This is a genomic window from Lysinibacillus sp. DFXJR4 (assembly GCF_057196045.1).
The window spans coordinates 1-13,122 of record NZ_JBXUNW010000020.1; the positions used below are offsets into that span (position 1 = coordinate 1).

Consider the following 13,122-nt stretch of genomic DNA (forward strand, 5'->3'; position numbering starts at 1 on the left):
GGTACACGTCCTTTAAAATAGTTATTTCTATCATAGCTACTCTCAGTTTTCCGTGTCCACTTTTTATACTAACCTCAGTTTTACCCTTTACCTGAGCACTTTCTTCCTGAACCCGAGCTATTTCTCATCACAATCGGGCTTTCTTCCAATTTCTTATTCTCTTTTAGCTAAGTAGCGCCCAACCTGTCGCCCACTGAATAAGCAACCTCCGATAAATGTTCCCTCTAAAGCACGGTAACCATGAACACCACCGCCTCCAAAGCCACTTACTTCGCCAGCAGCAAATAAACCTGGTACTGGCTGACCATCTATCCCGAGCACAGCGCCATCTAAATTTGTCTGTAGGCCCCCTAACGTTTTCCGCGTTAAAATATTTAAACGTACAGCAATCAACGGCCAGTTATGAGGATCTAATATCTTATGTGGCTTGGCAACGCGCACTAATTTATCCCCAATGTAATTCCTTGCTCCATGGATGGCATTAACTTGCAAATCCTTTGTAAATTTATTATCCATTTCCCGATCTCTTGCCATTATTTGTTCTTTAATTTTCATAAAATTAAGAAGCTCGTTACCCGCTAATTTATTCATACCATCCACTAATTCCTTTAAGTTATCCGCTATTACAAAATCCTCCCCATGTTCTTTAAAAGCCTGAATTGGAGCTGGCGGACCTGGTAAAATACGTTTAAGGACTTCTCCTATGCTTTTATTGGTTAAGTCAGGATTTTGTTCAGAGCCCGATAAAGCAAACTCCTTTTCAATTATCTTTTCCGTTAAAATAAACCATGAGTACTCATAGCCTGTTTTTTGAATGGCTTCTAGCGTACTCAATGTATCAAAACCTGGGAAATTGGGTGCACTAAAACGATTTCCTTCTGCATCAAACCATAAGGATGACGGGCCAGGTAAAATACGAATTCCGTGATTGGGCCAAATCGGGTCCCAATTTCTTAAGCCCTCTGTGTAATGCCACATACGATCTCGATTCACAATACGCCCTCCCGCATGCTCTGTAATCTCTAGCATTCTGCCATCTACATAGGCAGGTACACCACAGACCATATTTTTAGGTGGTGTGCCCAGTCGTTGTGGCCAATTTTTTCTTACTAAATCAAAATTTGCTCCTATACCACCACTAGCTACAATTACAGCCTTGGCTTCATAGTTGAACTCACCTATTCCAATCCTTGAACTTTTCTCACCACGGCTTGCATAACTTTCAGCTAAAATTGTCCCACTTATTCCGTAAATCTTTCCTTCATGTTGAATAAATTCATCTACACGATGTCTTGGTTTAAAATCTATAAAACCATCCTTTATTGCCTTATTTACTTTATCTACAAAAGGCTTGACGATCCCAGGTCCTGTTCCCCATACAATATGAAATCGAGGCACCGAGTTACCATGACCTCCAGCTAATGAGCCTCCTCGCTCAGCCCAACCAACTACAGGAAAGAACTTTATGCCTAACGATTTTAGCCATTCATATTTTTCACCTGCTGCGAATTCAACATAGGCCTTTGCCCATTTAAACGCCCATGAATCCTCGTCTTCCAAGCGATCAAAGCCAGCAGTCCCTTGCCAATCCTGCCACGCTAGCTCTTTACTATCTTTAATACCAAGTCGTCTTTGCTCAGGAGAATTCACTAAAAATATGCCACCAAAAGACCAATAAGCCTGTCCCCCCATTGAATTTTCTGGCTCTTGGTCTACCAACAATACTTTTTTCTTGGCATCTACTAATTCACACGCAGCGACCAAACCTGCTAACCCTGCTCCGACAATTGCAACATCATACAACATTTTACACCCCCAAAAATCGGTCATTCCTTTACTTACATTCTTCCCTAATAGTTCGTTTACCTTCTACTTTTTATATTTTTGACTAAAGTGTGACAAGAAAATAACGTTCGTCTTCTTCTTGAAAATATTGAAAATTTCACTCACTTCAACAATCATCTCCCAATAAATTGCCATATAATTTTTCAGCTCGACTTTATCTCAAATGCCCATTTTACTTGACTTAAGACATTTCGTTAGCGCTTTCATTGTCCTCCCCTAAAAGACGAACTATAATTCAACAAAAACAATTAAAAGTTCGTTTTTTGGTATTTTTCAGACTTTTGAAGTCATTATTTTTTAACTTTTTCAGAAATATTATTGACAAAGGTGAACAATAGGGATTATGATGATATCAAATTTAATTACACAAAAATATAACGACGGAGACACGCTAGTCGCAAGAAAATCTCAAGAGAGCTGATGGTTGGTGTAAATCAGTGATTTCTACGATAATAGTTCCACTCCTGAATAGATAGGCAGAATATTTCAAAGTAAGCTTATCCGTCACATGCACGTTACGCATATAGCTAAGACTGCAAGAAATCTTTCAAGCAGTGATTAAGGGTGGTACCGCGAACCAATGTTTATTCAGCCTTTCGCCCCTTACAACGCAATAATTGTGTTTGTAAGGCGTGAAAGGCTTTTTTATATTCATTCAGAAAATCTTTATTGTACAAAAGCCAAATGTTTTGTAGCACGGATGAATAAAGATAAACCTTCTGGCGGATGTCACGGATTTTGAAAGGAGATTGTTTGCATGCTGTAAGATGTACGAATTTTACAAATTTCAAACTATCGAATATAGAAACTATTAAATTTTAATTAAAAGGAGCTAATTACAAATGACTACTGCAACAAAAACAATTAATGTATTTATCGCTGATCCACTAAGTGAAGATGGTATTTTCCCACTTCGTCAAGAACAAGATTTAGATCTTAATATCATTGTTGATACTGGTTTAGCACAAGAGGAATTAATGGCAAAAATTGCTGATGTAGATGTACTATTAGTGCGTTCTCAAACAACAGTAACACGCGAAGTAATTGAAGCAGCTAAAAACTTGAAGCTAATTGGACGTGCTGGTGTAGGTGTGGACAATATTGACCTTACTGCAGCAACAGAGCATGGTATTATCGTAGTGAATGCTCCAGATGGTAATACAAACTCTGCTGCTGAGCACACTATCGCCATGATGACTTCCCTTGCACGTCATATTCCACAAGCATTTAATACATTAAAAAATGGAAAATGGGATCGTAAATCATATGTTGGGGTTGAGCTTAAAAATAAAACTTTAGGTGTAGTAGGCTTCGGTCGTATCGGTGTGGAAGTAGCATATCGTGCTAAAGGTCAACGTATGAACGTAATGGCATATGATCCATTCCTAACAGATGAACGTGCAAAAGAATTAGGCGTTACAAAATCAACTGTTGAAGAAATTTGTGAACATGCAGATTTCATTACAGTACACACACCACTTCTTCCAGAAACACGTAATCTTATTAACAAAGAGAAATTCGCTATGATGAAAGATGGTGTACGTATTATTAACTGTGCACGCGGCGGTATTATCAATGAAGATGATTTATATGATGCTATCGTAGAAGGTAAAGTAGCAGGAGCTGCTCTTGACGTATTCGTATCTGAGCCAGCAACAGATCATAAGCTTCTAACTTTACCGCAAGTAATCGCAACACCTCACTTAGGTGCTTCTACAATTGAAGCTCAAGAATCTGTAGCTGTGGATGTATCAAATGATATTATTAAATTCTACAAAACTGGCACTGTTACGAACCCAGTGAATATGCCATCTATTCCAAAAGAGCTACTTGCACAAGTTGAACCTTTCTTTGAATTAGCGGAAAAACTAGGCTCATTCTTATCTCAAGTGACAACTGAGCCGGTAAAGGAAATCAATTTATCTTATGCTGGTGAGGTAGCAAACTATGATGTGCGACCATTAACATCAAATGCATTAAAAGGCTTATTATCTAAAAATCATGGTAACCATGTGAATGATGTAAATGCTCGCTACTTATCTGAGCGTATTGGCATGAAAATTAATGAGCATAAGACTACGACAGCTAAAGGCTTCACTAGCTTAATTACAATTGAAATTAAAACAGCGAATGAAACACATACTGTTGCCGGTACATTATTAAACGGTCTAGGTGCACGTATTGTCAAAGTAGAAGACTATGTTGTTGACGTGATTCCACAAGGTCACCTACTTTACATTAAAAACACAGACAAACCAGGTGCAATTGGTCGTGTAGCCACAAAGCTAGCTGAAAAAGATATCAACATCGCAACAATGCAGGTTGGCCGTGCACAGGTTGGCGGAACAGCTATCATGATGCTTACAATCGACAATGTGGTAACAGAAGAAGATTTAACATTCGTCGCACAATTAGAAAATATTGATGAAGTAAGAGCGATAAGTCTATAATTTAATAGAGTTTATGGTAAAGGGCCTGAGTTAAATACTTGGGTCCTTTTTTATGTACTTACTCAAAAACTTTATAAATGAAGCGATGGGATTAAGATGGATTGTGTACAGTAATCTGCTCACAGGAAATTTTCAAACATATGCTACATTCTATTTCTAGATTTAATAAGAAGAAGGTATCTTTTCGTAGTCCTTAGCCTTTTTCGGCAAGGCGTTTTTTTAATTGAAACGATACTTTTTGCTAAGTCATCCGTCTTTAAAGAAAAGGAGGTGCAGAGGCTGGATGTTTGAAGAACAATTTTACCTACATAATCAAACCATTTTTAAATACTTATATTACTTACTCAATGATGAAAAATTAGCGGAGGATTTCACACAGGAGACATTTATGCGCTTTTTCAAATACCAGCAAACAATTAAAGAAGGTGCTGAACTTGCTTGGCTTAGGCGTACTGCACGAAATCTAGCCTACGATTATTACCGCCGCAAAAGGCTTATTCAATTTGTCCCTTTTTTAAATGATCATGAGGAGCATGACCCTACCTCTCCACATCAATGGATAACCCAGCAGGAAGATGCACAGACGCTTTATCTTGCCATTAGTAGACTGAAGCTTACTTATCGAGACGTGATTATTTTACGAAAGATTGAGGGCTTAACCATTCAGGAGACCTGTGATGTCTTAGGCTGGAATGAAGGAAAAGTAAAAAACACTTTAAAACGTGCACTTGTTGCATTAAAAAAGCAGCTTGGAGGTGAATTTGATGAAGAGCTATGAAAAATCCTGGCAACATTTACGTGACCTAAACCTAACAAAGCAGCAGCAGGAAAAAATACTACATCATATTACTACACCTAATAGGATAGAAAAACAACCAACTAAAAAGGCTTGGCAGATTCCTGTAGTGTCTCTACTATTTACTACAGTTCTTTCTATATTAATGTTGACATTCATACAAGGAACGTCCAACTTACCACTCACATCGGATTCGAGTAAAACAATTGCTAAAGTCTATGTTCATACTAATGAAAATAAAAAAACATTTATCGCAAAAGCATCATGCTTCTATATACCTCAGCAATGCTATGCTAATAAACAACTATTATCTCAGCTAGAAGAACATATGGAACAGGCGCCTACAGTTTCTGTAACAGCTCAACAGTGGGAAGCAAATGGTTATTTTAAGCCTCAAGACTTATTGATTGTCTATTCAGATGGATCTCTAGAGAAATGGAAGGTACTAAACAACGATACCCTTTTTAATGTCCAAACTAAGCGTGCCATTCAATTCGACAGGCATTTTGACATGATAATCAATTCCCACGATTATCAGCGTCCTTACAAATTAATCGTGTCAAAACTCTTTTTATTTGTTTCATTTTTAATACTATGGCTTGCAAAAAAAAGAATGCCTCATACCGAACGACGCTTTTTTGCTGCTACAGTTGAACATGCCATCGCAAATGCCATTATGCTTGTCTTGTGTGCAGGTATTTTATTTGCTATCTATTTACTGATGCATTCCATACACGCTACGATTATATACAGCTTATTTACGCTCTACTCTATTATGCAAATATACTATCGTAAAAAAGCAGGTGAACCGCGAGGATACCTAATAGCCAGTGCTGTGGTTCAACTATGTATTGCAACTGCCTTGACATGGCTGTATCTTGCATTTAATGTACACTTTTAGTGAAAGTTTCGATAAAGTTTGGGTTGTTTCGATATTTCTCTAAAAAGTTTCGATAAAACCTCAATTTATTTCGATACTCCATCAAATTTTTTCGATAAAATGCATTTTAATCAGTGGAGGGCCAATTCGTCCTCCACTGATTATCCTCATTTCAACGCAATACATATATTTTTTGCTTCTGTGAAAAATTCTAAGCTATGGTGGCCGCCTTCACGTCCTATGCCACTCTTTTTAAAGCCTCCAAAAGGAGCTCGTAAGTCGCGCACAAACCAGCAATTTACCCAAATTGTACCTGCACGTACATCATGTGAAATACGGTGGGCACGCTGTAAATTTTCGGTCCAAACAACTGCATTTAAACCGTACTCTGTTCCATTAGCTATTGCAAGTGCCTCTTCCTCTGTATCGAAAGGGATAATTGTAACGACAGGACCAAAAATCTCCTCTTGGCAAATGCGAGCTTGCGGATTTTCCTGTAAATAAATTGTGGGCTGTAAATAATAACCCGTACTTAAATGAGCTGGTAATTCAGGACGTTTACCACCATAAATAAGCGTAGAATTTTCATATTCAGCTATACTTAAATAGCTTGTTACCTTGTTATAGTGTGTTTCACTTACAACTGGTCCCATATTCGTTTTAGAATCTTGAGGATCACCAACAACTAATGCTGCAGCCGCTTCTTTAAAACGTGTAAGGAATTCATCTAAAATCCCTCTTTGTACTAAAATCCGCGATCCTGCTAAACAAACTTGACCGGAATTCATGAATGCGGCTTGAATCGATATGGGGATGGCTTTTTCTAAATTGGCATCTTCAAAAATAATATTGGCTGCCTTTCCCCCTAACTCAAAGGAAACCTTTTTCAATGAATCAGCACCGTTTTTCATGATTGCTTTCCCCGTCGTTGTTTCCCCCGTGAAGGAAATTAAATCAACTTCAGGATGTGTTGTCATAAATTCTCCAGCTGATTGTACGCCAAAGCCGTGGACAACGTTTACGACACCGTCTGGAATACCCGCTTGTTGTGCAATCTCCCCAAGTAACGATACAGTTAATGGTGTAATTTCTGCTGGTTTTATGACCGCTGTATTTCCTGAAGCTAAGCATGGACCAAGCTTCCACGTTGTTAGCATAAACGGTAAATTCCAAGGAGTTATCAATGCTGCAACCCCAACTGGTTCATAGCGCGTATAATTTAAATAAGCATCGTCCATGGGATATACTTCACCGCCTTGCTGTTCCATAAAATCAGCAAAAAACTTCAAATTTTCCGCAGCACGAGGTATTTCACGTTCTAATGCCACTTGATAAGGCTTACCTACATCCAATGCTTCAAGGCGTGCTAACTCCTCTTTGCGTTCTAGAATAATTTCTGCCATCCGGCGAACTTTTGCCAAACGCTCGGATACAGGCATTGTACGCCATGGACCTTCTTCAAAAGCTTGCCGTGCAGCTTCACATGCCCGATCCACATCTTCAAAGCTTGCTTCATGAACTTTTGCAATAATTTCCTGGGTCGCAGGATTTTTCACCTCGAATAATGTTTGAGAAGAAGATTCTACATATTCTCCATTTATAAATAGTTTAACTTCTTTCAATTTCGTTTGTGTATTCTCCATCGTTGACCACTCCTTATTATTCATTTTGACGACGTTGGATAGACTTTCCTGCAATTCCCCAATGTGTACTTGGGATTTCATTTAAGCACACACGAACTGTTTCAAGTGGTGCCTCTAATACAGATGAAACGGTTTTGCTTACTTCTGCAATTAACCGTTCTTTTTGCTCTGGTGTCCGTCCATCAATGAATGTGATTTGAATAAATGGCATTACACCTGCCTCCTTTGCTATCGTTCTACTTGAACTGTTAATGACTCCATACCGTCAAAGCTTACAGTAAAGTTATCCCCTGCTTGCATTGTTGCAGAGCCTGTTAATGCACCACTTAGCACAATATCTCCTGCTCGAATATGTTGTCCCCGAGCGATTAATTTATTGGCCATCCATGCAATGGCTCGTGCTGGATGCCCCATTACTGAACCTGCTGTGCTTGTCGCAAAAATCTCATCATTTTGTGTGAAAATACAGCCCATATTCACAAGATCCACTTCGTTCACCGCATATTTTTGCGAACTCACTATGTAACGCGAGGAAGATGAGTTATCAGCAATCACATCCGGTAATGTAAAATTGAAATTTAAATAACGACTATCGATAATCTCCATTGCAGGAGCAACATAATCAGTTGCTTCTAACACTTGTGCAACGGTTACAATTGGGCCACCTAAATCCTGCCTAAATACAAAGGCTATCTCAGGTTCAATTTTCGGGTGAATGAAAGACTTTAATGAAATCGGCTGCTTTGCATTTAACGCCATATTCGCTAATAGCACTCCATAGGAAGGTTCGTGAACACCCATCATTTGTTGTTTTGCCTTACTCGTTAACCCTAGCTTTAGCCCCGAAATGGTTGTTTCCTCATACGTACACTTTAGTTCGATTAATTTATCTTGAATATTATAGGCGGTTTCCACCGTCAGCTCTGGATATTGATCAACAAACTTCGTAACTTCTGTCCTCTCTCTCTCTGCTTTATACAACGCATACGCAATTTGATCTAACGTATCGGTTTTCATCATCGCGCGTTCCTCCGCTTCTAGTTTACTGTCTGCTTATGATTGGCTATCTCACGAGCAATTTCTGCAATTAAATCCTCTTGCCCACCTACTGCCTTCATTTTGCCAAGTTCTACTAAAATTTCACGCTCATCTACGTTATATTTTTTCGCCGCTTCCTGCGTAAATAATAAAAAGCTAGAGTAAACACCTGCATAGCCCATTATTAAACTAGAGCCAGTTATTTCTTGAGGTTGGGGCATAAATGGTGCAACCACTTCATTTGCAACATCGATTACATTATATAAATCAATACCAGTTTCATAGCCCAGTCGATCAAAAACAGCGACCATCACTTCCGTTTGTGTGTTACCACTACCAGCACCTAAACAGCGTAAGCTTCCGTCCACATATGTAGCTCCTGCTTCAACAGCGGCTAGAGTATTTGCTAGAGCCAGTGATAAATTATTATGTGCATGGAAACCGATTTCACAAGAAACATGCGACTTTAGTGCACCTACTCGTTCCTTGACCTCATGCGGAAGCAAAGCACCTGCTGAATCTGTTACATAAATGATCTCAGCACCGTAACTCTCAAATAATTTTGCCTGCTCAACGATTACAGATGTTGGAGCCATATGTGCCATCATTAAAAATCCAACTGTTTTCAATCCTAGCTCTCGACTTAAGTAAATGTGTTGACCAGCCACATCAGCCTCGGTTACATGGGTTGCAACGCGAGCCATTTTAGCACCAGCCTTCACTGCATTTTTTAAATCTTCCTTTACACCAATGCCCGGTAAAATTAGCACCGAAATAGCTGATTCCCCACATTCTTCTCGCGCTGCTTCGATTAACCTCAGTTCATCTACTTTGGAAAATCCATACTGTAATGAGGAGCCCCCTAGTCCATCTCCATGTGACACCTCAAAATAGTTCACCTTTGCCTTTCTTAAACCACGCGCAACCTCTCTCACCTGCTGCTCTGTAAATGCATGACGCATAGAATGACTGCCATCACGCAATGTCACATCTAAAACTGTTATTTTTTTCATTTCACTCACCTCCGTTTAATTCGATTTCACTGTTTCATGTTGCTGTTTAGCGATCTCATTTCCTACTTGTACTGCTGCGGCCGTCATAATATCGAGGTTTCCCGAGTAGGTTGGGAAGAAATCTCCTGCTCCCTCTACCTCTAAAAAGATGGATACTTGTTGACCATTAAAAATAGGAGCACTTGTCAGTCGATAGCCTGGTACATATTGTTGAACAGCTTGCACGATATCTTCAATTGCTTTTAAAATGTCTTGCTCCCTATTACGCTCATTTACCAAAACATGCACGGTATCGCGCATTATAATCGGCGGATCAGCTGGATTCAGAATAATAATGGCCTTACCCTTTTTCGCTCCACCCACGTCCTCTATTGCCTTTGCTGTGGTCCGTGTAAACTCATCAATATTTGCCCGAGTACCAGGTCCAGCGCTTTTGCTTGCTACGGTAGCAACAATTTCCGCATATTCAACATCAGCTACTTGGTTAATCGCATAGACAATTGGAATAGTCGCTTGCCCACCGCATGTTACCATATTGACATTGTCGGCCATTACGAATTTTTTCAAATTAGCGCATGGTACAACAAACGGACCAATAGCTGCTGGCGTTAAATCAACAATCTGTTTACCAAGAGCAAGTACTTTCTCACTATGCATCAAATGTGCCTTTGCCGTTGTCGCATCAAACACAATATCAAAGAGCTCTGGACTGGCCACTAAGCCTTCTATTCCATTGGTGATTGTATGATAGCCACGAGCCTTAGCACGTTGAATTCCCTCAGAAGCAGGGTCAATTCCTACCATGACACTCATTGATAGGTAATCACTACGCTCGATTTTGTACATTAAATCGGTTCCAATATTACCAGAGCCTAAAATCGCCACTTTTAGTTTTACCATCTTCATTTCTCCCCCTTCAGCCTAAACGTAGCGGACACAGCACCTAAATGAGCAAACTCTGCAACAAACGTATCTCCGTCCTCAATGGTAACTGCGGCTGTCAAAGCGCCTGCTAACACAAATTCACCTGCCTGCAAACCGATATGATATTTACTAAGCTTATTAGCTAACCATGCAACTGCACGCAATGGATCACCCATTACAGCGGCAGCGGCGGCGCTATCAAACAACTCGCCGTTTCGATAAACATTCATACCAATATGTGGTAAGTCTACATCTAGCAATTTTGTTGGCCTCCCACCAATAATCACCATGGCGGAGGAACCATTATCTGCAACCGTATCTTCAAATCGAATTTTCCAATCAGCTATTCGACTATCAATTACTTCTAGTGCAGGGACGATGTAATCCGTTGCCTCAATAACATCCTCCACTGTAATATTTGGTCCATATAAGTCCTTCTTTAAAACAAAAGCAATCTCAAATTCCAGTTTTGGTTGAATGAAATGATTGAGAGAAATTGTTGCACCATCAACCTCCACCATATTCGATAAAATATGACCATAATCTGGCTCCGACACATTAAATTGCTGCTGCATCACCTTACTCGTCAAGCCGATTTTCTTACCAACAATATGCTTCCCCTCCTGTTGCTTTGAAGCAATTTGAAGTAATTGAATAGCATAAGCATCATCTACAGTTATATCTGGAATAGTAGAAGTTAAGGGGGCGATAGGTTGCTTCAATACCTGAGCTTCCTGTAATTTCTCTGCAAATAATTGTCTATCCATAGCCTCTACCTCCTAGATTTGCACCGGTGTTTCCGATGATAGTGCACCATATCGTCCATTAAAGAATAGCAATGGCTCCCCATCTTCTAGATGAATATTTTTTACTCGTCCGATAAATAATGTATGATCACCTTCTATATACGTGCTTGCCACCTCACAGCTCACTTGTGCAATAGCCCCTTCAATTGTTGGAGCACCTTGTAAATCACCAAATGTTACATGACGCTCTTCTTTGATTTGTCCAGCAAATAGCATTGACAGCTCTTGCTGCTGGGCAGATAAAAAATTGACAGTAAATGTTCCACTTTGTTGGATATGCTTTAGCATAGAAGCTTTTTCCCCAATAGAGATGACAACTAATTTCGGATTAAGTGAAATAGACATGAACGCATTTGCAGTCATGCCATGTATTTTGCCATTAACATTTGTTGTAATCACAGTAACACCTGTTGCAAATTTCCCCATCGCATTTCTAAATAGACGATCCTCCATTACATAACCTCCTCATGATTTAGTACTGTCTTAAATACTCTGAAATAGTATTTAAGACAGCTGTTTGGACTTTTTTACAGATACAATACAAGCTTATTTATTATCAAAGTTAGCGATGATATGGTGACTGAGCGACTCTCTTAGGATTAGAGATAGATTGAACTTAGGCTAAGTCCTGTGATACCGCCTTCATGACCAACATCGTGTCGCTGCCGCTATGTTACACTGTGCTTTCCACAAAAAAATCTGTTGCTCCGCGGAAATCAACCCACATTGTGATAACTCTAGTATTGTTTATTTCACTGGAACCTTTACTGCTCGATCTGGTGTACCATATAGGAAATATTCATTTGGTAGTGGAGAGCCGTACCAAATAATCGCTTCATCTAACTCATTCTCGCGCCACGTTATCGGCTTCCAATCGGGATCGAAAATCAGATAGCCTGAATCGCCAAATAATTCAACTCGGTTGCCACCAGGCTCCATCACGTACATGAAATATGCTTGACTCACACCATGCTTTCCAGGCCCAGCTTCAATTTGAATACCATTTTCTACAAAAATATCAGCTGTATCCATTAGGTGCTGTGGATAGCCATACCAAAATGCAATATGATGGAAGCGGCCGCTATTGCCAGTTTGATCGTTCATTAACGCTACCTCATGTACTAGCGGGCTAACACTCATCCATGCTCCGATTTCTTCATCATTGTTCAACACAATTTGTTCCCGTAACTTGAAGCCTAAATGCTCAGACATAAACTCACGGTTTTTAGCCACATCCCTACACATTAAGTTGATATGATCTAAACGTCGGGCTGGCACACCCATTAATGGACGTTTTTGTGGACGGCTTTTTAGCAATGTTTTTTGATCTTCAGCTGGCTGAAAATAATCTACTTCCCACAAAATTTCTTGATTGTGGCCATCTGGTGTGGCGAATTGGTAGGCACGACCGTGACCTAAATCACCATCAATCCAACCTTTCCCATAACCACTTTTTTCTAAAGCTACGACGCGACGCTCCAGTGCTTCTGGTGAACTTGCACGCCATGCAGAATGTCCAAGACCTGCTTCTTTCCCTTCTGTAAGCTTCAATGTGTGATGATAAAAATCTTCATAGCCTCGTAAATATACCGATTGCCCTTCACGCGCTGTAATTTGTAATCCCATATAATCTGTGAAAAACTTTAAAGATTCCTCTGGCTTTGGTGTAAAAAGCTCCACATGCGCTAATTGTGCTACATCAAAATTTGACATCAAACATTCCCCCT

Annotated in this window: 12 protein-coding genes; 3 read left to right on the forward strand and 9 right to left on the reverse strand. The window is 39.7% G+C overall.

What is annotated here, in order from left to right; genetic code table 11:
* Positions 1–153: 153 nt before the first annotated feature.
* Positions 154–1,806, reverse strand: a complete 1,653-nt coding sequence (locus AC2CGN_RS22700; RefSeq protein ID WP_484516472.1) for an FAD-binding dehydrogenase — start codon at positions 1,804–1,806, stop codon at positions 154–156.
* A gap of 881 nt (positions 1,807–2,687) precedes the next feature.
* Between AC2CGN_RS22700 and serA the strand changes: the two genes are divergently transcribed.
* The 3 genes from serA to AC2CGN_RS22715 all read left to right on the forward strand — a co-directional run bounded on the left by serA (position 2,688) and on the right by AC2CGN_RS22715 (position 5,992).
* Positions 2,688–4,295 (forward strand): phosphoglycerate dehydrogenase, encoded by a 1,608-nt coding sequence (gene serA / locus AC2CGN_RS22705; RefSeq protein ID WP_484516407.1) that lies wholly within the window; start codon positions 2,688–2,690, stop codon positions 4,293–4,295.
* Positions 4,296–4,578: 283 nt separating this feature from the next.
* Positions 4,579–5,073, forward strand: a complete 495-nt coding sequence (locus AC2CGN_RS22710; protein WP_429988060.1) for an RNA polymerase sigma factor — start codon at positions 4,579–4,581, stop codon at positions 5,071–5,073.
* Entirely contained in the window at positions 5,060–5,992 is a 933-nt protein-coding gene (locus tag AC2CGN_RS22715) for a hypothetical protein (protein WP_484516408.1), read from the forward strand. The genes AC2CGN_RS22710 and AC2CGN_RS22715 overlap by 14 nt, the downstream gene beginning before the upstream one ends.
* Positions 5,993–6,138: 146 nt before the next feature.
* On the opposite strand, the gene AC2CGN_RS22720 is transcribed toward AC2CGN_RS22715, so the two are convergent.
* The 8 genes from AC2CGN_RS22720 to AC2CGN_RS22755 form a co-directional block, all read right to left on the reverse strand.
* Positions 6,139–7,614: an aldehyde dehydrogenase gene (locus AC2CGN_RS22720; RefSeq protein WP_484516409.1), complete on the reverse strand. Its 1,476-nt coding sequence runs from the start codon at positions 7,612–7,614 to the stop codon at positions 6,139–6,141.
* A 16-nt stretch (positions 7,615–7,630) separates the two neighbouring features.
* Positions 7,631–7,825 (reverse strand): 2-hydroxymuconate tautomerase family protein, encoded by a 195-nt coding sequence (locus AC2CGN_RS22725; protein ID WP_283869531.1) that lies wholly within the window; start codon positions 7,823–7,825, stop codon positions 7,631–7,633.
* A gap of 17 nt (positions 7,826–7,842) precedes the next feature.
* Complete coding sequence (locus AC2CGN_RS22730; RefSeq protein ID WP_429986094.1) at positions 7,843–8,634, reverse strand: 2-keto-4-pentenoate hydratase; 792 nt, start codon at positions 8,632–8,634, stop codon at positions 7,843–7,845.
* A 17-nt stretch (positions 8,635–8,651) separates the two neighbouring features.
* The gene (gene dmpG, locus AC2CGN_RS22735; RefSeq protein ID WP_484516412.1) at positions 8,652–9,665 is read right to left on the reverse strand and encodes a 4-hydroxy-2-oxovalerate aldolase; all 1,014 of its coding nucleotides are present in this window, start codon (positions 9,663–9,665) and stop codon (positions 8,652–8,654) included.
* 15 nt (positions 9,666–9,680) lie between these two features.
* On the reverse strand, positions 9,681–10,565 hold the full coding sequence (locus AC2CGN_RS22740; RefSeq protein ID WP_286926958.1) for an acetaldehyde dehydrogenase (acetylating): 885 nt from the start codon (positions 10,563–10,565) through the stop codon (positions 9,681–9,683).
* 2 nt (positions 10,566–10,567) lie between these two features.
* Positions 10,568–11,356 (reverse strand): 2-keto-4-pentenoate hydratase, encoded by a 789-nt coding sequence (locus tag AC2CGN_RS22745; protein WP_429986097.1) that lies wholly within the window; start codon positions 11,354–11,356, stop codon positions 10,568–10,570.
* 12 nt (positions 11,357–11,368) lie between these two features.
* Complete coding sequence (locus tag AC2CGN_RS22750) at positions 11,369–11,848, reverse strand: flavin reductase family protein (RefSeq protein ID WP_286926955.1); 480 nt, start codon at positions 11,846–11,848, stop codon at positions 11,369–11,371.
* A gap of 294 nt (positions 11,849–12,142) precedes the next feature.
* Positions 12,143–13,108 carry a catechol 2,3-dioxygenase gene (locus tag AC2CGN_RS22755; protein WP_369593749.1) on the reverse strand — a complete coding sequence of 322 codons (966 nt, stop codon included), beginning with the start codon at positions 13,106–13,108 and terminating at the stop codon, positions 12,143–12,145.
* Positions 13,109–13,122: the final 14 nt, after the last annotated feature.